This window comes from Psychrobacter sp. AOP7-B1-25, assembly GCF_052376195.1.
Lineage (GTDB): Bacteria > Pseudomonadota > Gammaproteobacteria > Pseudomonadales > Moraxellaceae > Psychrobacter.
The window spans coordinates 38,389-58,875 of the sequence record NZ_JBQSVK010000013.1; the positions used below are offsets into that span (position 1 = coordinate 38,389).

General features: G+C 43.2%; 17 protein-coding genes. 8 read left to right on the top strand and 9 right to left on the bottom strand.

Going from position 1 to position 20,487, the window contains the following annotated elements; translation table 11 throughout:
- The first annotated feature begins 29 nt into the window (after positions 1 to 29).
- Complete coding sequence (locus ACT3QR_RS10570; RefSeq protein ID WP_444521309.1) at positions 30 to 1,073, top strand: methyltransferase domain-containing protein; 1,044 nt, start codon at positions 30 to 32, stop codon at positions 1,071 to 1,073.
- Positions 1,074 to 1,234: 161 nt separating this feature from the next.
- Here ACT3QR_RS10570 and mtnP read toward each other — a convergent pair whose 3' ends face one another.
- The gene (gene mtnP / locus ACT3QR_RS10575; protein ID WP_444521310.1) at positions 1,235 to 2,128 is read right to left on the bottom strand and encodes an S-methyl-5'-thioadenosine phosphorylase; all 894 of its coding nucleotides are present in this window, start codon (positions 2,126 to 2,128) and stop codon (positions 1,235 to 1,237) included.
- Between the two features lie 465 nt (positions 2,129 to 2,593).
- On the opposite strand from mtnP, the gene ACT3QR_RS10580 reads away from it, so the two are divergent.
- From ACT3QR_RS10580 to ACT3QR_RS10590, 3 genes are read left to right on the top strand one after another with little or no spacing between them, the layout of a single operon-like run.
- Positions 2,594 to 3,610, top strand: a complete 1,017-nt coding sequence (locus ACT3QR_RS10580) for a TAXI family TRAP transporter solute-binding subunit (protein WP_444521311.1) — start codon at positions 2,594 to 2,596, stop codon at positions 3,608 to 3,610.
- The gene (locus ACT3QR_RS10585; protein WP_444521312.1) at positions 3,588 to 4,151 is read left to right on the top strand and encodes a DUF1850 domain-containing protein; all 564 of its coding nucleotides are present in this window, start codon (positions 3,588 to 3,590) and stop codon (positions 4,149 to 4,151) included. Before ACT3QR_RS10580 ends, ACT3QR_RS10585 begins: the two co-directional genes overlap by 23 nt.
- On the top strand, positions 4,123 to 6,159 hold the full coding sequence (locus tag ACT3QR_RS10590; protein ID WP_444521313.1) for a TRAP transporter permease: 2,037 nt from the start codon (positions 4,123 to 4,125) through the stop codon (positions 6,157 to 6,159). Before ACT3QR_RS10585 ends, ACT3QR_RS10590 begins: the two co-directional genes overlap by 29 nt.
- 167 nt (positions 6,160 to 6,326) lie before the next feature.
- On the opposite strand, the gene lipA is transcribed toward ACT3QR_RS10590, so the two are convergent.
- Together lipA and ACT3QR_RS10600 are read right to left on the bottom strand one after the other, a co-directional pair.
- Positions 6,327 to 7,370, bottom strand: coding sequence for a lipoyl synthase (gene lipA / locus ACT3QR_RS10595; protein ID WP_444521314.1), 1,044 nt, complete (start codon positions 7,368 to 7,370; stop codon positions 6,327 to 6,329).
- A 165-nt stretch (positions 7,371 to 7,535) separates the two neighbouring features.
- Positions 7,536 to 7,946 (bottom strand): carboxymuconolactone decarboxylase family protein, encoded by a 411-nt coding sequence (locus ACT3QR_RS10600; RefSeq protein ID WP_444521315.1) that lies wholly within the window; start codon positions 7,944 to 7,946, stop codon positions 7,536 to 7,538.
- A 386-nt stretch (positions 7,947 to 8,332) separates the two neighbouring features.
- Between ACT3QR_RS10600 and acnB the strand changes: the two genes are divergently transcribed.
- From acnB to ACT3QR_RS10615, 3 genes are all read left to right on the top strand, one after another.
- Complete coding sequence (gene acnB / locus ACT3QR_RS10605; RefSeq protein ID WP_444521316.1) at positions 8,333 to 10,936, top strand: bifunctional aconitate hydratase 2/2-methylisocitrate dehydratase; 2,604 nt, start codon at positions 8,333 to 8,335, stop codon at positions 10,934 to 10,936.
- A 325-nt stretch (positions 10,937 to 11,261) separates the two neighbouring features.
- The gene (locus ACT3QR_RS10610; RefSeq protein WP_444521317.1) at positions 11,262 to 11,705 is read left to right on the top strand and encodes a DUF805 domain-containing protein; all 444 of its coding nucleotides are present in this window, start codon (positions 11,262 to 11,264) and stop codon (positions 11,703 to 11,705) included.
- Between the two features lie 195 nt (positions 11,706 to 11,900).
- On the top strand, positions 11,901 to 12,341 hold the full coding sequence (locus tag ACT3QR_RS10615) for a PACE efflux transporter (RefSeq protein ID WP_444521318.1): 441 nt from the start codon (positions 11,901 to 11,903) through the stop codon (positions 12,339 to 12,341).
- Positions 12,342 to 12,456: 115 nt separating this feature from the next.
- On the opposite strand, the gene ACT3QR_RS10620 is transcribed toward ACT3QR_RS10615, so the two are convergent.
- Positions 12,457 to 13,254, bottom strand: a complete 798-nt coding sequence (locus tag ACT3QR_RS10620; protein ID WP_444521319.1) for an enoyl-CoA hydratase/isomerase family protein — start codon at positions 13,252 to 13,254, stop codon at positions 12,457 to 12,459.
- Positions 13,255 to 13,582: 328 nt separating this feature from the next.
- Here ACT3QR_RS10620 and ACT3QR_RS10625 point away from each other — a divergent pair, with 328 nt between their 5' ends.
- Positions 13,583 to 14,395: an alpha/beta fold hydrolase gene (locus tag ACT3QR_RS10625; RefSeq protein ID WP_444521320.1), complete on the top strand. Its 813-nt coding sequence runs from the start codon at positions 13,583 to 13,585 to the stop codon at positions 14,393 to 14,395.
- Positions 14,396 to 14,548: 153 nt separating this feature from the next.
- On the opposite strand, the gene ACT3QR_RS10630 is transcribed toward ACT3QR_RS10625, so the two are convergent.
- From ACT3QR_RS10630 to ACT3QR_RS10650, 5 genes are all read right to left on the bottom strand, one after another.
- Entirely contained in the window at positions 14,549 to 15,613 is a 1,065-nt protein-coding gene (locus ACT3QR_RS10630) for an HpcH/HpaI aldolase/citrate lyase family protein (RefSeq protein ID WP_444521321.1), read from the bottom strand.
- Positions 15,614 to 15,679: 66 nt separating this feature from the next.
- Complete coding sequence (locus ACT3QR_RS10635; protein ID WP_444521322.1) at positions 15,680 to 16,846, bottom strand: cysteine protease StiP domain-containing protein; 1,167 nt, start codon at positions 16,844 to 16,846, stop codon at positions 15,680 to 15,682.
- Positions 16,847 to 16,944: 98 nt separating this feature from the next.
- Positions 16,945 to 17,757, bottom strand: a complete 813-nt coding sequence (locus tag ACT3QR_RS10640; protein ID WP_444521323.1) for an HAD hydrolase family protein — start codon at positions 17,755 to 17,757, stop codon at positions 16,945 to 16,947.
- Positions 17,758 to 17,799: 42 nt separating this feature from the next.
- The gene (locus ACT3QR_RS10645; protein WP_444521324.1) at positions 17,800 to 19,101 is read right to left on the bottom strand and encodes a phosphoribosyltransferase domain-containing protein; all 1,302 of its coding nucleotides are present in this window, start codon (positions 19,099 to 19,101) and stop codon (positions 17,800 to 17,802) included.
- A 42-nt stretch (positions 19,102 to 19,143) separates the two neighbouring features.
- Positions 19,144 to 20,367: a S1 family peptidase gene (locus ACT3QR_RS10650; RefSeq protein ID WP_444521325.1), complete on the bottom strand. Its 1,224-nt coding sequence runs from the start codon at positions 20,365 to 20,367 to the stop codon at positions 19,144 to 19,146.
- Between the last annotated feature and the right edge of the window lie 120 nt (positions 20,368 to 20,487).

Consider the following 20,487-nt stretch of genomic DNA (forward strand, 5'->3'; position numbering starts at 1 on the left):
CGGATGGCACATTCAATAAGGATATTGTTATGCATGACGTCGTACAGGATTACTATGGTAAAGAGTTACAGAGTACCGATGATTTAAAGACTTCAGCTTGTTGTGATATTAGCAATATGCCTGAATGGCTCAAACCACTACTGGCAAATATCCACGATGAGGTATTGAGTCGCTACTATGGCTGTGGTCTAGTATGTCCAGCATTGCTGGAAGGCTGCCGAATTTTAGACTTGGGCAGTGGTACAGGTCGAGATGTCTATGCATTAGCACAACTGGTTGGTGAGAGTGGGCATGTAGTTGGTGTTGATATGACTGATGAGCAGTTGGCCGTTGCCAAACAGCATCAAGCTTATCATGTCGATAAGTTCGGTTATGATAATGTGACATTTTTGCATGGTTATATCGAGAAGCTAGATGAATTAGATCTGGCGGCTGGTAGCTTTGATATCATCGTCTCAAACTGCGTTATTAATCTATCACCAGATAAAGCGGCAGTCATGGCTAGTGTGCAGCGTCTGCTTAAGCCTGGCGGTGAGTTTTATTTTTCTGACGTTTATGCCGATCGCCGCATCCCGCAACACCTAATCGAAGATCCAGTTTTATATGGAGAGTGTTTAAGTGGCGCATTGTATTGGAAGGATTTTAACCGTTTGTCACGAGATGCAGGATTCTTGGATCCTCGCCTAGTTGAAGATCGCCCACTTGAGATTACAGATCCTGTGTTGGCGGCTAAAATTGGTGATATTCAGTTTTACTCTGCGACTTACCGCTTATTTAAAATTGACTCGCTTGAGGATGCTTGCGAAGATCATGGACAAGCGGTGATATATAAAGGAACTATCGAGCAATCTCCGCATCGGTTTGATCTCGATAAACATCATGCTATCGAAGTTGGGCGCGTGTTTCCAGTATGTGGTAATACGTTCCGAATGCTACAAGAATCGCGCTTTGCGCCGCATTTTGAGTTTATCGGTGATGACAGTCGTCACTACGGGATTTTTGCAGGTTGCGGTGAGCTAATGCCGTTTAATCAACCTATGATATCGGCAGCTGGCTTGGGCGGTTGTTGCTAATATCAAAGTTGTGAACTGAGTATATATTTCAAACATATATGATAAACTACAAAAAAGGCCATTATTTCAGATAATGGTCTTTTTTTGATACGATTAAAGACAGCTTATTAAAATTAAACCGATTAGCAGCAGTTATTCAAAGTAGAGAATACGCATCCAGATTATGTCAGCAAAGCGGCTAATCTGATCTTGGTATGCTCGTCCATCGTATCTATAGGTGTGACTAATGCCTGTGCGAGGGCATTGTGAGCAATTGAATCAGGCAGTTCAGCGGCAATCAAAGCCACTGCTTCCTGTATCACTTTTTGTGCATTATCCGCATTTTTCATTAGGTTCTTTATGGCATAGTCAGCACTGACGGCTTCTTCAGTCGGATGCCAACAGTCAAAGTCTGTCACCAGAGCTAATGTAGCATAAGCAATACTGGCCTCACGAGCCAATTTGGCTTCTGGCATATTTGTCATACCAATGATATCTGCCTGCATCTGACGATACCATTCTGACTCTGCCCGAGTTGAGAACTGAGGGCCTTCGATACAGATATAAGTTGCTTTAGAATGGATGGTGCCTTCTACAATATCTGCTTGGTCATAAGCGCGCGTCAAGAGTTCTGCTAGGGCAGGGCATAGTGAGTCTGCCATCGACACATGGGCGACGGCACCTTCACCAAAAAAGGTACTCACTCGCTGCTTGGTCATATCAATCATTTGATCAGGCACGACCATATCTAATGGCTTAAGATGCGCTTGCAACGAGCCAACAGCTGATACAGAAACGATATAACGCACCCCTAGAGTTTTTAGCGCATAGATATTGGCACGATAAGGCACTTCAGACGGGGTCAGTCTATGGCCCTGACCATGCCTCGTCAAAAAAGCAACGGTCACTCCCTCAAGCTCACCTAAGACAATATCATCAGATGGGCTGCCGTAAGGCGTCTGTATCGTCACACCGCGTTTGTTGGTCAGTGACGACATTTGATAGAGACCACTACCACCGATGATAGCAATATCAGCAGATAATGGTGCCAGTACTTCCGTGTTAGGTATTGTCATAAGGACTATCCAAATGGGTTGATAAAAGAGAGGCACAAACTAGCGCCATGTAATACCTATGAACCAAAAATAGGTTAGATAAAATATAGCAGAACTTTTGTCCCTGTGGTTATAAATTGAAAGCGCTTATTGAGTTGACCTAGGTAAAATATCCTCAAAAATACTGCACCATAGCGGTACTTGTTAGATATCGATAAAGGTTTACAATAGCGCGAATCCTTGTAATAATGTTAAATTATTGGAACAATGTTCTGCATAGCAAAACAAACGAGCGTTAGTTGAATCAGTGAATAACGAGAATTTTCTCAGACAGCTTTAAATATAAGATATTGAAAGAAAAAGAGAAAGTAAGCCAAGGTTTATTTATTGATAGAATTACTATATTATTACTCGTCTGTAACGTATTTATGTATAAATACGAATATTGCCAAACGTATAAAATCGATTATTTCAAGGATGAATTCCATGCTTAACTCTTTAAAGTCTCCATTGCTATTGTCAGCTATGCTAAGTGCCACGCTAGGTCTGGCAGCATGTTCAGAAAGCAGTGAGAGTACTGCCACAGAAAGTACTGCAACCGATAGCGCTGCTACTGCAACCGATAAGCTAGATACAAAATTCCTTACCATCGCTACTGGTGGTGCATCTGGTCCTTACAACATCATTGGCACTTCATTATCTGAAGTCTATGTCAAAACTTTTGGGGTAAACTCAAAAACTCAAACTACTGGCGCATCAGTTGAAAACGTCAATCTATTGACCCAAGGCAAGGTCGACATGGTCTTGGCACTAAGTGACGTGGTTACGGATGCTGTCGAAGGCAAAAACAACTTTGAGCAGCCAATTACTAACATTCAACAGATTGCTGTTCTATACCCTAACGTCGTACAAATCGTGACCTCAAAAGACTCTGGCATCAAAAACATTGAAGATCTACGAGGCAAGCGTATTGCTGTAGGTGATCAAGGTTCTGGTACCGAAGTAAATGCTCGTACTTTGCTTGAAGGGTTTGGTATCACATATGATGATGTTACTGTTGATTATCTGGGCTTTGCTGAAGCCGCTGATGGCATGAAAGCAGGTAAAATTGAAGCGGCATTCTTTAGTAGTGGTCTACCAAATTCATCTTTGATGGAGCTAGAGCAGGGCTTGGACTTACAGATTGTCACTATCAACCAAGACACGTTAAAAGAAATTATTGCGACCAAGCCTTACTTCAAAACTTTTGAGATTCCAGCCGATACTTATGGTAACGAAGTAGCGATTCCAACTGCAGCAATCATGAATGCACTATTGGTTAGCTCTGATTTATCTGAAGATGATGGTTATAAATTAACCAAAGCATTGTTTGAAAACTTGGACGGTCTAAAGACAGCTCACCAAGCGGCCAATGATATCAGTTTAGAAACTGCTAATAACGGTATGGTCGCTCCAATTCATCCTGGCGCTAAAAAGTACTATGACGAACAAGCAGCCAAATAATTCGCTATGGCTATCAACTGGCGCGGCATTTATTGCCGCGCTGGTTTTTTTTACGCTATGGACAGGCTTTACGCTTCAGTCTGTCGTTGAAGTGCGAGTCGCAGGCGTAGATGGTGCTGACGATAAAATTTGTTACTTTGTCGAGCCTGAGTTTCAGCTACGTTGGATACATTCAGTAGAAAAACAGTGGTGGGAAGAGCAGTATCAACGCATAGACGGCAGTAGTCCAGAGAATGCTGAGCTGTTACTAACTACTACTTATTTCGAAGCATTCGGTGCGGGGACACCCTCCACCGAAATGCTTGCTCCTATACAAAAGCCTGGCTATCTGGGTTATCAAATCAACGAAAAGCTACCTCGCCTTAATTGGGTTATATCTAGACTGACCAAGGGTGAAATAGATTATGGTGGCCATCGTTTCTTGATTCACCAGTGGGTACCAGACTATTCTGAAGTAGTAATCATGCCCAAGACGTATGATTTAATTGATAGATTTAAAAAGGACTTTTGTCATGAACTCCCAAGTGACGGATCAAGGTAGTGTGAATACTACGCCAGATGCTGACATTGATAAAGATGCTGATGCTGTTAACCGAGCGGTATTGGAAAAATATGACCGAGAGTCAATCACGCGCCATATCACTCAAGGACCAGTAAAATATTTTATTGCTGGTATTTGTATCCTTTACTCACTCTTTCACTTATATATCACCTTTAATCCGATGCCAGCTTTACTTCAGCGCTCTGTACACGTGGCTGTTGGTTTTGCATTGATATTCCTAATTTTTCCAGCTAGCAAGAAAAGCAGCCGTAAGCGAGTCGCATGGTATGACTGGATATGGTTTGCTCTATCTTTGTCTGGTATGGGTTACCTCATTTATGAGTATCAAGATATTGTGACCTCACGCGGCGGAATGGCAAATCAGATGGATGTGATATTTTCACTGATCACTGTGGTCTGCGTATTAGAAGGCAGTCGCCGTATCACAGGTTGGATTTTACCAATCTTAGCAGGCATATTTTTGGCCTATCCATTTGTCAGTCATATGGATTTTATGCCAGACAGGCTTTTGACTCGCCCTTATGATATGGGTGATATCTTCGGCCAGTTATTTCTAAAGACGGAAGGTTTGTATTCTGTTGCGATTGGTGCATCGGTCACCTTTATTTTCTTGTTCATCCTTTTCGGCGCGTTTTTAGCACGTTCGGGAATGGGTCAGTTATTTAATGATTTGGCATTGGCAATTGCCGGTCATAAAAAAGGTGGTCCTGCAAAAGTAGCGGTGATTTCTAGTGGCTTTATGGGCAGTATCAATGGCTCAGCTTTATCAAATGTCGTTAGCACGGGTGCCTTTACCATTCCGCTGATGAAAAAAGTCGGCTATCACAAAGATTTTGCAGGTGCGGTGGAGGCTAGTGCTTCGGTTGGTGGGCAGATCTTGCCACCGATTATGGGTGCTAGTGCGTTTATTATGGCTGAGACAACAGGCTTGCCGTATAGTACGATTGCCTTAGCGGCACTGTTGCCAGCTGTGTTGTATTATGTAGGCGTGATAGCTCAGGTACATTTCCGCGCTGGACGTCGCGATCTAAAAGGCATTGCCAAAGACAGCTTACCAGCAGTAAAAGAAGTGTTAAAAGCACGCGGTCACATGCTATTACCGATTGTTTTCTTGATTTTCTTATTAATCAGAAACGTGCCTGTGGGTTACGCAGCGGCTTATACCATTGGCTTTACTGTGCTAATCAGTATGCTACGTGCTGAGACTCGCATGGGATTGTCTGATATTTTAGGCGCATTAGAAGATGGGGCGCGTCAGTCGCTAGCGGTAATGGCTGCTTGTGCGGTTGTTGGTATTATTATTGGGGTTGTGAGCCTGACCAGCTTTGGTACAGTAATGACCTCATCTATTGTGACGCTAGGCGCAGGATCACTATTCTTCACGCTTGTTTTAACGATGCTAGCGTCAATGGTATTGGGCATGGGGTTGCCTTCTATTCCTGCCTATATTATTACGGCAACGATGGCTGCTCCAGCATTGGCAGGTTTTGATATTCCAATCTTATCAGCACACATGTTTGTTTTCTATTTTGGTATCTTTGCCAATATCACACCGCCTGTCTGTCTAGCTGCCTTTGCGGGTGCAGGTATATCTGGTGGTGATCCGATGAAGACAGGATTCTTGTCTCTCAAACTTGCATTGGCTGGCTTTATCGTGCCGTTTATGTTTATCTATAATCCAACGATGTTGATGATAGATCCAACAGGTTTGGCAGTGACAGCAAAAGACTTCCCATTGCCGCCAATTGTGGAAATCATTACGGTAGTAGTGACGTCGATAACTGGGGTGCTCGCGTTAAGCTCAGCACTTGAAGGGTACTTCAGAGGCGGTATGAATACGGTAACTCGTGTCATCTTGACTATCGGTGCTTTACTATTGATCTATCCTGAGATGATCACAGGTATTATCGGTGGGGTGATTGTTCTTGGTATTGCTGTATTTAATATAAAAACAGCTGGAAAGCCGACGCCAACTTTAACCGTGTAAAGTATTGGGTTTAAACCTTTTATAGAACTATTAAAGCTAAAAAAGGGTGAATAACAAATTTGTTATTCACCCTTTTTATATGGTTAGCAATTATCTTAGTAGATGTTTTAGCGACAGTTATTCACAAGTACTTTCACATCACTGTACTGCCAAATTAGCCTCTACGATTAGCAGCCAAGTTTGCCTTCAGCTTCTAGCGCTTTTTTACTACGGATAGGTGCTGGGCAATCTTCGCCATAATATTGACGATCTGCAAAGTAGCTTGAGCGTACCATTGGACCTGCCCAAATGCTAAAGAAGCCAATCTTTTTGCCGTAGTCCATATAGCGTTGGAACTCGTCTGGATGGACATAACGATCGACAGGTGCGTGGTTTTTACTAGGCTGTAGATACTGACCAATCGTAATCATGTCTACATCATGTGCTTTTAGATCATCGAGTAGTGCATAAACCTCTTCTTCGGTTTCACCCAAGCCAACCATAAAGCCGCACTTAGTTGCGATATCAGGACGGCGTTCCTTATAAATCTTAAGCAGATCTAGTGAATGCTGATAGTCAGAGCCTGGACGGAACGCTTTATATAAACGTGGTACAGTTTCAATATTATGGTTGAATACATCTGGCGCTGTCTCTGTCAGTAAATCCAATGCAATATCCATACGTCCACGGAAATCTGGTACTAGGATTTCAATCAAGCAGTTTGGGCTAAGCGCTCTTGATTCATTTAGCACTTCTACAAAATGTCCAGCACCGCCATCTTTGAGATCATCACGATCGACGGAGGTAATTACTGCATACTTAAGCTGTAGGCCTTCGATAGTCTCAGCGGTATGGCGCGGCTCATCTTTGTCTAGCTTATTTGGACGACCATGGCCGACATCACAGAATGGGCAGCGACGAGTACAGATATCACCCATGATCATAAAGGTTGCTGTACCATCAGCGAAGCACTGCGGCAGGTTAGGGCAGGCGGCTTCCTCACAGACAGTATAGAGCTTTTGTTCACGTAAGGTTGCTTTGATACGAGCAACTTCAGCAGGTGAGGACATTTTTACCCGAATCCAATCAGGCTTTTTCTTTGCCTCAACAGTCGGGATGACCTTAATTGGGATACGTGCAACTTTGTCATAGCCACGCAGCTTTTCACCTTGAATGGCTTTTTTTGGTTTGGCCCTAGCAGTAGGTACATGTGTTTGTACGGCAGTTGTCATAATAGAGTTATCTCTTAACCCTTTATATTATAAGGGTTTATGGAATTGTCAGAATGTTTTATGAGTGCAGATATTATAGCAGAAATTTGGTCGTCAACTTTTAAACAATATTGTTAAGATTACGATTTCGTTAAGGTTACTACGATTGCTTTGACGACCATAGTTTTAAATATCTATATCAATTTCCATCTCATTCAGTACATCTATGGCGGCGCGAAATGCTTCTTGAGTGGCGGGTGCACCGCAATACGGCAAGCTGTGCATCAGCACCTCTCTAATCTCGGCGACACTAGCGCCATTATTAATGGCGCCGCGTATATGACCTTTCAATTCGTTTGGGCTTTTTTGGGCGATTAAAAAGGCAATGGTGATTAATGAGCGATACTTGCGCGGTAATACCGAATTATCTTGCCAAGTACTGCCCCAAGCATGTTTGATAATCCAGTCTTGTAGCGGCTGGGTAAACCCTGTGGCAGCATCAAGTGAGCGTTTCACATGTTGCGCACCCATGACCTCGGTACGGACCTTGAGACCATTGTCATAATTAGTACTATTGTCCGTATTGCTATCACTCATACCGTCTCCTTAATATTGTGTCAACTCGACTGCTAATGAATCGATATTGCGACGTTTTTTACGCCAGATGTTGTTGAAGTTAGTCTTTACAAAAGCGTATAACAGTCATATGGTGACTTTTAGTCATAAAGCAAGTGCTTATTGATAAGCGTAAACAGGCAAATACCAGTTATAATAAGCGCTACAATCATATTATTGATGGCACTATTTTTATAATAAATGTTCGATATGGCCTTACTATGCGCCTTTTCAGAGCTGAGCCATTAACATTTAAAGCGTTTTAAGATATGATTGCACGGATAATTATTCCCTATAGTATATAGACGAAGGCTGTCATGCTGACTACCCACGTAATGTGCTAAACCCAACTGACGAGGACGACTATTGTGTTAGAAGCTTATCGTAAACATGTCGAAGAACGTGCTGAGCTAGGAACTGTACCCCTACCATTGAACGAGAAACAAGTGGTAGAGTTGGTTGAATTGCTAAAAACCCCACCTGCAGGCGAAGATGCGTTCTTGATGAACCTGCTAGAAAACCGTATTCCTGCTGGTGTTGACCAAGCGGCATACGTTAAGGCAGCGTTTTTGGCTGCGATCTTGAAAGGTGAAACATCATCGCCTCTTATCAGCAAGAAAAAAGCGGTCGAAATTCTAGGTACGATGCAAGGTGGTTACAACGTACAGCCACTAGTTGCTGCACTAGATGATAGCGAAGTTGCTCAAGACGCTGCTGAAGCATTGAAAAAGACTTTGCTCGTATTTGATGCGTTCAACGATGTGACTGAAAAAGCAGAAGCTGGCAACGCTATTGCTAAAGAAGTGATCCAGTCTTGGGCTGACGCAGAATGGTTCTTGAACCGCGCTGAAGTACCAGCAAAAACCACTTACACGACGTTTAAAGTCACTGGCGAGACCAATACGGATGACTTGTCACCTGCGCAAGATGCATGGAGCCGTCCTGATATCCCATTGCATTCACTAGCCATGCACAAAAACTCTCGCGACGGCATCAATGCTGACGAAGAGGGCGTTGTTGGCCCAATGAAGCAAATTGAAGAGCTGAAGCAAAAAGGCCATCAGTTGGCGTATGTTGGTGATGTCGTTGGTACGGGTTCTAGCCGTAAGTCTGCAACCAACTCAGTATTGTGGTTGATGGGTGAAGACATCCCTAACGTGCCAAACAAACGTGGTGGCGGTCTAGTACTTGGTAACAATATCGCACCTATCTTCTTTAACACGATGGAAGATTCTGGCGCATTACCAATCGAAAAAGTTGCTGTCGATAACCTAAACATGGGTGATGTGTTTGACATCTATCCATACGAAGGCAAAATCACTAAGCATGATTCTGACGAAGTCTTGTCAACGTTTGAATTGAACTCACCAACGTTGCTTGATGAAGTTCGTGCTGGTGGCCGTATTCCATTGATCGTTGGTCGTGGTTTGACCAATCGTGCTCGTGAATACATGGGTCTTGGTCATTCAGACGTATTTGCTAAGCCAGAAGAACCAGCCGATACTGGTAAGGGCTTCACGCTAGCACAGAAAATGGTTGGTAAAGCTTGTGGTCTAGAAGGCGTACGTCCTGGTATGTATTGTGAGCCTAAAATGACAACTGTCGGCTCTCAGGATACGACTGGTCCGATGACGCGTGATGAGCTAAAAGATTTGGCATGTTTGGGTTTCCAAGCGGATCTCGTGATGCAGTCGTTCTGTCACACCGCTGCTTATCCAAAGCCAGTTGACGTTGAGACTCAGCACACACTACCTGACTTTATCATGAACCGTGGCGGCGTAAGCTTGCGTCCAGGTGATGGTATCATTCACTCATGGTTGAACCGTATGCTACTTCCAGATACAGTGGGTACTGGTGGTGATTCACATACTCGTTTCCCAATGGGTATCTCGTTCCCAGCGGGTTCTGGTCTAGTTGCTTTCGCAGCTGCAACTGGTGTAATGCCACTTGATATGCCTGAATCTGTCCGTGTTCGTTTTGTTGGTGAGCGTCAAGCTGGTATCACTCTACGTGACCTAGTACATGCGATTCCTTATCAAGCGATCAAAGAAGGTTACTTGACGGTTGATAAGAAAGGTAAAATCAACGAGTTCAACGGCCGTATTCTTGAGATCGAAGGTCTAGAAGACTTGACCGCTGAGCAAGCGTTCGAACTATCTGATGCATCAGCTGAGCGCAGTGCTGCTGGCTGTACTATCACATTGTCTGAAGACTCAGTAACTGAGTATCTAAACTCGAACATCACGCTGCTTAAGTGGATGATTTCAGAGGGCTATGGCGATGCACGTACTATTAGCCGCCGCGTTGAGCAAATGCAAGAGTGGTTGGCTAACCCAAGCCTCATGCGTGCTGACGACGATGCTGAATATGCTATCGACATCACTATCGATATGAGCGAGATTAAAGAGCCTATTCTATGCTGCCCGAACGATCCAGATGATGCTAAGACACTAGCCGACGTCGCTGGCGATACCATTGATGAAGTATTCATTGGTTCATGTATGACTAACATCGGTCATTTCCGTGCCGCTGGTAAATTGTTACAAGACGTACCAGCAGGTAGCCTGAAAACTCGTCTATGGATTGCACCACCTACCAAGATGGATGCACGCCAGTTGATGGAAGAAGGTTACTACAACGTTTACGCTCAAGCTGGCGCTCGTACTGAAATGCCAGGTTGTTCACTATGTATGGGTAACCAAGCACGTATCGCACCGAAATCTACTGCGGTATCGACTTCAACCCGTAACTTCCCGAACCGTCTAGGTCAAGGCGCTAACGTATACCTAGCTTCTGCAGAGCTTGCAGCAGTCGCAGCGGTACTTGGTAAACTGCCGACTAACGATGAGTATCAGCAGTATGCTGGCATGCTAAACAGCATGGGTGATGAAGTCTATCAATACATGAACTTCGACCGTATGGAAGACTATACTGAAGAAGCAGACAAAATCAACGTTGCTCAGTTGACCTAATCTTGAGTATATAAGCTTTCAAGATTAGAAGCTGAATACGTAAAAGTTTATACTTAAAAATAAAAGAACCCCGTATCGTCATGATGCGGGGTTTCTTGTTAAAAAACCTAAGATAAATATAGTTGATTCGATTTAAAAGAGAGACAAGGCAACCGAGTACAGATGTATATGTGTTACTTCAAGCGAGGTTGACGCTGTCACTCTTTTATAGAGGATTGACGATAGTATTTATTTACAAACTTTTATTGAGTACCTATAATCAAAGCCAATTGTTGATCATACTAATTGACGATTTCTACCTTTCACGACAGAGATAAAAAGCCCTATGGAAAATAATATCAAGCTTGACAAAGCGACACCGCCGCCATTGCCTAGATCTACGATGGCTAACAACCATAGCGCTGAAGCGAACTATGGCATCATTGACTGGTTTAAAAAGGGTATGAGAAATTATACAAATTTTTCTGGCCGCGCTCGCCGTAAAGAGTATTGGTATTTTTTCCTAGTACAAGTGGGTGTGATGATTACGGCAATGCTGCTAGACGCAATAGTATTTAGCTCAGAAACAGGTTTGTTTTATATAGTGGTCGTGCTTGGTTTGTTTTTACCTGGTCTTGCCGTGACTATCCGCCGCTTACATGATACTAGCCGCTCAGGATGGTGGTTCTTGATAGGGATAGTGCCACTGATAGGTTCTATTATATTATTGGTATTTTTAGTAAGTGATACCAAACCTGAAACCAATAAATGGGGTCTGCCAGCAAAATAGTCTGGACTCAAACAGGTGCTAAACATTAATAAAGCTGCTTACGTCTGTTTACAAATGTGCTCAATGATTTTTTGACCTATTTTCTGTATAATGTATGGGCAGGCAGAAACCGTGGCTATGCACTTGACCTCTCTTTTCTAACTCGGGACGGACCGATACTTTGATACGCACTTATGTGCTTTGGAGTCTTGGTTGATGACCTTATCACCACTTAAACGTCGCTTAGTTTATGTGACAGCTTTTGAAATCATCGCGATTATCTTATCTACTCTAATATTGATGAAACTCAGTCATAGCGACGCATCAGAGTCCCTACCTGTGGCTGTGTTGATGTCGGTGGCAGCCGTCGTTTGGAACTTTATATATAATACTGCTTTTGAAGCGTGGGAACGTCGCAGGCGTATTGTACGTCGTACGTTATGGATACGCAGTGCTCATGCTCTCGGGTTTGAAGGCGGGCTAGTATTGATCTGCTTACCACTGTATATGATTTGGTACGATGTTGGTCTAGTAAAAGCCTTTATGATGGAAGTCGCGCTATTGCTGTTTTTCTTAGTTTATACTTTTACGTTTACTCTGATTTTTGACAAGGTCTTTACTTTGCCTAATCATTCTAAACCTGCGACCGCTTCTTAATTAAAGATATTGACTAAAAAAGGGCTACCATATTGGCAGCCCTTTTTTATGGTATCACTATAAACTGTCTAATCGAAACAAGTTCAGTTGTCCGATTGAATAGCTTACTGACGTGTTATTTACCTTGATAAACAGGCTTACGCTTTTCGATAAAGGCGCTAACCCCTTCGATAAAGTCATCAGTTTTTGCCATCGTCGTCTGTTGTTCAACTTCCATATCTAGCGCATTGCTTAAACCAGCAAAAGCATGCACATTGAAGCTCTCTTTCATAGATGCTAAGGCTTTACCTGGTAGCTGACTCAATCGTAGCGCCAATGCTTGTACAGTGGCTTCTAGCTCGTTAATACTTACCACGCTGTTCACTAGATTTAAACGCGCCATATCTTCTGCTTTGAGTTTATCACCCAGCATCACAAGTTCAGTAGCTTTTGCTGCACCGACCAATTGGTTTAATAAGTAAATTCCACCCGCATCTGGAACTAGGCCGATATTAACAAACGCTTGTACGAACTTTGCATTGTCTGCGGCAATACGAAAGTCACAAGTAAGGGCTAAGTTCATACCCGCACCAGCCACAGCGCCTTCTAGTTTGGCAATAATCGGTTTACGGATATGACGTAATTTTAAGCTGACTTCGCCTGCGCCTTCTACCATACCTTTTAATTTATTTGAGATAACATCTTTATCTAATCCTTCAGACAACATCTCTTTGATATCACCACCGCTTGAGAAGTTACCACCAGCTCCTTGCAAAACAATCACCCGTACTTGATCATCTGTAGCTGCTTTATCCAGCGCCGTTAGTACGTTGTTTTTTAGGGGTGTGCCAAAAGCGTTTAAGCTTTTTGGATCATTAAAAGTAATAGTAGCAATATGACCTTCAACTTGATAATCGACGAGAGACTGTGACATTCGATATTTCCTTATTTTAAATGACGGTTTTAATGTTTTGTATCAATGTTAATGGTATAAAAATGATTTAATGCTGATTACTATAGCAGTTTGTTAAGATTATAAAAGCCTGTTTTGTGGGCGCTTAAGACATATCTACATGCTGGTAAACTTTACTATTCTATCGTAAAAGCTGATGCTAGCTAATGAGACAAAACGACTGGCTCGTAAAAAGGCTATGACCTAAAGGGCCAATAGATTATGCTAATATGCCAGACTGAGCGTCAAAGAGTCGTAAAAGACACAAGGGTATGCTCGAACTTTTCATTGATCAAACAAGGATGTGGTTATGCCAACTATTACTGTAAATAATGTTGATATCTATTACGAGGACAGTGCACCGAACGACACACAAAAGCCCGTTATCGTATTTGCTCACGGTCTACTGTGGAGCTCACAGATGTATGACAAGCAAGTAGAGCATTTTCAAGCAGACTATCGTTGTATTGCTTTTGACTTTCGCGGGCAAGGTCAGTCGCAGATTACCAAGTCTGGCTATGATATGGAGACGCTGACTGATGATACGCTTGGCTTACTTGCAGCACTTGGTATTGATAAATGTCACTTTGTTGGTCTATCTATGGGTGGGTTCGTGGCGCAACGTATCGCGCTGAAACATCCTGAGTTGTTATTGTCATTAACGCTGTTAGAGACCTCTGCTGACCCCGAAGATCCAAAGAACGTACCGCAGTACCGTAAACTGGTCAAAGCCATTCGTTGGCTAGGTATGAAGCGTGTGAGTAATAAAGTGATGCCAATCATGTTTGGTAGTACGTTTTTGGCAGACAAACTACGAAAATCTGACCGTAAGCAGTGGCTGACAATGCTACAAAGTAATCGCAAGGGCGGCGTGGTCAAAGCAACAATGGGCGTTATTGAGCGTACAGGTACTTATGAGCAATTGGGTGATATTGAAACACCAACATTGATCGTGGTTGGTGATGAAGATGCCGCCACGCCTTATGCCAAATCTGAACGCATGCATTTTGCTATTGCTGGGTCCAAGCTCGCTATCATCAAAGGTGCGGGTCATACATCGACAGTAGAAGAGCCTGATCAAGTGAATCAAGTACTTCGTCAGTTTTTGGAAAGTTGTGCTTAATATAGGTATCGCTCGAGCGCTTTAAAGCTCATATCTATAAAAACTCCTAAGCAAATATCTATATAAAAAAGCCGCTACCTGTTATTTGATAGCGGCTTTTTGCATGGTGCAAGTTGTTAGACGATAGACAGAGATTATAATCAATGATGACAGTTACATTCGTGAGCTGTACTGGCTATGCCCGTCATTAATAGTTCCAAAAGCTTCTGCACGATTGACAATTTCAGTTGCCCAAGCGCGGTGTGTTGCAGGTTCTAACATCGTATTATTGTATTTAAACACCGCCTTGGCCTCAGAGTGAAGGATCGCTTGCGCTTCATCAAGTGTACTCAATGGCACACAGTAAGCCTGTTGTACTAGGGCGATTTGGCTTGGGTGAATGACAGTTTTGCCCACCATACCTAAGCTGACATCTCGGTTCAATTCCTGCATAAACAGTGTCGGCTGATCCAAGTATTCAAATACTGGCGCGGTAAGGTAAAAACCATGCGGCACAAAACAGCCCAGCATTTGATATGCTAACGTGCCGATAGGTGAATCATAAACAATGCTGTTTTTCGGGCGACGTAAGCGCAATGCTGCAAATAAGTCATTACCACCGATACGCAATGCAAAAACTGGCTGGCTAAATGCTTCTTTAAAAGCGATGGCAAGCTCCTGATTATGATGCGGATTAAACAGTGCTGCAGTTTCAAGCGTCGGCATAAGTAACTGATCTACTTTTAGGTTCTGACAAGCCATACGCCAGTTAGAGAGGCTATACATATCAACTTTTGGCATAACAAAACCATCGATTAGATCGATATGAGTATAATCAGCCAATTGCTGTAGCATCATTGGGCTACGTGGACGTATAAAGACTAGTGGACGGGTAGGGTGCTGAGCATGAACCTTTGCTGATTTAGATGGCGCATTGATGCTATTCACATGCTCTGCCCATGTCTCGAGCAGGGTTCGCAAACGCTCAAGCGCCAACTCGACGTCCTGCTGACTGACTGCATCCTCTAAACAAATAATAATACTATTAATCGTTGGTAACTTGTCACGCTTGATTACTTGCCAGATATCTTGCCGAGTTGCAGGCATGTATAGGCTTGCCCCTAGCTGGTATGGGTGGTGCGTACACGGTTTGATCATCGCATGACGCTCAGTAATCAGATGTGCGTAAGATTGGGTATCACTGTAAAAGTCCGACTTGCGGTTTTGAATATCTGACATAGTTGGCATCATAAGTAGAGGGTAGTAAGAGAATAAAAAAGAAAGTATTTAATATTGCTAAGCATACTAATTATCTTTGGAGCGTTGTTTGATAAGAGTGATGGCTTGATAAGGCAGTATTTTATCACCTAATACACTGATAGTAATGTTTCGTTGTGCACATAAATGGCGTAGCAGTACGGTATCAGGATGCTCAGCCGTGGCGAGTAATATACGTTCGGGATCACGGCGCAATATGGCACGTGTTGCCTCGGCAATAGTCGGCTTAATACGGTTGCGATTGCTGATATCATAGTCTACTGCCAGTGTTTCTATTAACGCAGCAGTCTGGTAGCGTGGTTTCTGATAGGTCGATAAACATATTGGATTTGTAGCTAATGAGCGTCTTGCTGTATCAATATGGTCGATGAATGCCAAGCTGTGGTCTACCTCAATTAAGTCATCATAGAAAACACTACGATGCAGGCCTGATGACGGCTCTGTATATAAGCTCCGCGAAATCAACCCCGATACGGTGCTATTTAATAAACCCGACGGGATTAGCCAGTCTTCTTCACTTGCTGCCAACCAAGCAACGCCAGCAGGATCAGCAAGAGTAAGTAACGGAATGACGTCAGCGCCTTGATGGAAGATGTTGGCAAAATTAACATGAGTAGAATCGCTAAACGTTTCTAGACTACGAGCTAACTCTTGATAAATAGCGCCTTTACCTGTCCAGCCGTCAACGAATACAATTGGACTGTTTGGATAGGCTTCCAATAGCATTTGCAGGGCCACAGGATCAAGACCACGGTCTCGAATGATACTGATGCCATAATGTGTACTTGGCAGGTGATAGCTACTATCTGTATCTGACAGTGCACGTTGTAATAATACGCCGATTGGTAGACCAGCTCGTACCAAACTGACCAAAACCAGTGGATGCTCATCACTCACGTTTTTCTGAAAAACATGATGTAGCGTATGAGATAAATGAGCGATATCGGTCGCGGTTCTTGTTGAGCCTTGCTCTAATGCTTGTATGTATAGCTGCTCATGTATTGTAGTAGGTGCTTGCTCTAAAGTCAGCATGTCAGAGTAATGGCGTTGCCCGCTTTGGATAAGCGCTTCTTTTTGACTGACTGGCACATCGGCAACTGCGTTCTTATCCACCATATCGAGTAGGACAGTCACGTCGCTTGCAAAATAGCTGCCTGAGCCATAGTTTTTTAAATCGGCTCTTTTTGTCTGCATATTAGGTAAAGTCATAGTATAAATAATAGCACTCGTGATAATAACAGTGGATTTGCGTGGCTGCGGTTGAAACTGCTGGTTTAGCCTGACGATTTAGGCTAGTACTGATCATGTAATTGGCCATGGTTAGGCATGCCGTACCAGTCCAATAACTGTAAGAAAGGCAGATCAGCTAAGCTATCACCAAAACCAAAACTCGGACGCTGATGGTCTAAATGATGCTCTAATAGAAATTCCACTGCATAGCGTTTATGTACCGCATGGGGCAATATCGCTAGGTTATTAGCATTCACATGCACATAGAAATCTTGATCAAAATCACGTATCAAATTTGGTAGTTTCTCAGCCAAATCTATAAGCGCTTGATGGTCTTTTTGCGCATGTTTAATAGCCAGATAAATCGTTAACTCTTCATCAACAATACCATTGTCAAAGCTATCGATATGCGGTGTGAATACCAGATGACTTTGATCGTTTTTACTATGACTGGCAAACAATTGGCTGAGTTGATTCAATTTATCCTGCAATGGCGCAAGCTTATTATACATATACTGCTGCCAACTGCTCAGAAGACTTCCGTCAGACGCTAAAATAATCGCCCCATGGGTCAATACTTGCCAGCTATCAAAAGGCAACTTGACACGTTTGATCTCACTACGATCCCGTGCAGTCACTACAATTAATTCAGTGCTAGCAAGTAGCCAGTTAAAAAAGGTTACTTGGCGCTGACTCATAAAGCTTAGCGGCTCGTCTTGCTTATTGACCGTCGCACATACCAAGCTTTCAGGTTCAGTAGTGGGCAAGTCCCATGCGTCAATTTTTCGCTGGGTTTGGAATAGCGTATCGTCCAAATCCATTAAGGCATAAGGCTTGATAATATCTGGGTTGGCTGTGAAAAATGGGGTAGTCATGACATTGTCCATAAATAATAGGTTTGAAGGTGATAGAGCAGTTTAATGACTAGGACTCACCACCAGCACGTTATCCAAACCTTGCCACATAGCATCCACACTATCAGTTGATGTCTCCACGCACAATACAATCAAATCCCAATTGATAGGCTCAACGTTGTAAACAAAATTGGTCATACCAAGTCCGTAATTATCGCTAAATCTAAGCATCGTGCTTATTGCGCCACCAAGGGCAATTGGAGAGCGGGTTAATGCGCTAAAGTTAACGATAGGATTTATGTCAGAGTTGAGCTGTTTAGACTCTGTCTCAATCCATTCAGCCAACAAAAAAGGCAACCAAACAAATTCATTGCTACCCAATACTAAGATTTTTTTTGGTAGCTGAGTAACATCGAAGTTTTCTCGACCCTTGAAGTGCGTAAAAGCAGTTTGGAAGCTTGAAAGATAGTTGCTAAACCCCTCTGTACTATCTAGTGTTGGAAGTCTGCCCCAATTACCAGTATGACCAAGCGCTTGACTGCCAGCAGCAGTGGTATCAACCGATGGCATGGTAATAGGTTCAGGATTGGGTGCATCTGTCCATTGCCATGCGCCAGACAGCAAATGATGGCGATGAAACTCAATACCAGCGAGACGATCCGCCATACGTGCAGGCTTAGCATTCGACTGTGAATTGGGTTTTTCTTGATCTAATGACCAATCGACCAATGTTGTTAGGTGCACTTGCTCTAACTGGGTCAGTCCTGCGTTACGCAGCGCAGTGACGACATTAACGCAGGTATTACCCGTTGATGCTTCATCATCGACCATGATCAGCGTTTTACTGGCCAGTAGCTGCGATTGAGTAACGCTATCTTTGCTTTGGTAAATCAAATGCTGGCTAGCATGACTATGGTCTTCACAAAATGTCGTTAGCAAGGAGTCGGTACCGTTCGGATCACTACTTTCGCCGTGCTGTGCATGACGAGTAGAGTTCAATAGTAGCGCTTGAGGATAGCGCGTTTGTAGCGCTTGATGAACACCAGCAGATAGACCCACAGCAGTCTCTGCCATACCAATGACTAGAATAGGTTGAGGTAAATCGCTAGGTACTAAGTTTGCCAAGTCGGTGAAAGCACTACGCATGATATTAGGCACTACTGGAATATGTCGACCTAGCACTTTTGATACAAATAAAAACGCACGTTTTGGATTAATACGTTGGGCAAATCCGAGTAAATCTTCTAATTGATAACTGTCGCGTTTTTCAGCGCCATTTGTATTGATAGCTGAGTTAGTTTGATAAGTCAGATCTAGCGTACCACGGGGTAGGGTGATGGTCGTACTGTGTTGCTCATTTAACATTTATTTTCCTTGGCACTTTTATTTATATGTCGTTGTAGATTTTTAACCCTGACAGCCAACTAGCCATAAGGCACTGCGACTTTGCTTACTTAACTGAGGTGTTGTGAGAGGCGTAGCGCTTGTTAAATCAGTCGTGTTCTTTAAACTGATGCCAGCGCTCGCCAGTAGGGCAGATAATAACTGAAATTTCACCGCATAGTTCATGTTTTGTGCATGCTCATGAACTAGGCTTGATGTGACCATGCCGACCACCTCTCCAGTCGGTAGTAATAAAGGACTACCACTAGAACCGGGCTGAATAGGCGCAGTGAATTGTATATGACGGATATCGTTATTTAATCCTGTCAATCCTGAGATGCAGCCTTGGGTAACTTGTAGTTGGCTACTCAGTCCTGATAACGGAAACCCTAATGTAGTAATGGTCTCACCCAATATGTCAACACACTGCTGCGCCAATGGGAGGTAGCTGGGCAAAGGGTCGCTAACTCTAATAATGGCTGAATCGCTCCCGATATCGCTGAGCACGACTTGTGCTTCGCGATCAGGCTGACCTTGCTGACGTATGCCAACCATCGCTGCTGACTCAATCACATGATAGCAGGTCAATAGATGATAGAGGTCAATAGCAAATGCTGTTCCCGTCCAAGTCTCACCTGCTTGTACTTGACGAGGTGGGCGAGCGTCATTATTTGGCTGAATACGCTGCTGCTGAGCGTCTTGAATAAGTGCATGTGTACTAGGTGGACGAACATCTAAGCTAACCTGTACATGATGCTCAACGCTTGCTAAACCTTGCGTTGATGCCTCACCAAGCGCCCGACATTTAAATTGTCCATTACGCTGATATATCTCTAATATAATCGCTGCTTTGACATGCCGCTCGTTTGTTGTGAAGTTATAGTAAATATCACCGTTGTTGAGCGTGAGGCTTACGTCGTTTAACTCTACCGCTGGCAAGTTTAGGCTTGGATCATGATAAACATAAGCAATCAGTTGTAAGAAATTAACGTCTTGCTGATCAAATAACTGGGGCAAATCTAACTGCCATACGCTTGGATTATCTTTATTATCGAGCTTTGCCCATTCTTTGGGTTCATGCAGATAAGCAGGACTACAAACTGCTTTGCGGCTAGCATCTAATGGTAACCATAATAGCCCAAGTTGCTGGCCAAATTTAAGCGTACTATCAGTAGAAAATGCGATCGAACATTTTGTATTTGTGATAACAGTATTAGCACCTAGTATTAAATCAACTTGATTCGACATTAAATTTCCTTGGCTTCTTCTAACGCTTATAGTTATCTTTATTATTTAATGAGTTCATTATCATGACTAAAACCTAAATGCATAAAGGGTTTTAATTTTACTTTAAACTTTTTTTGCAAA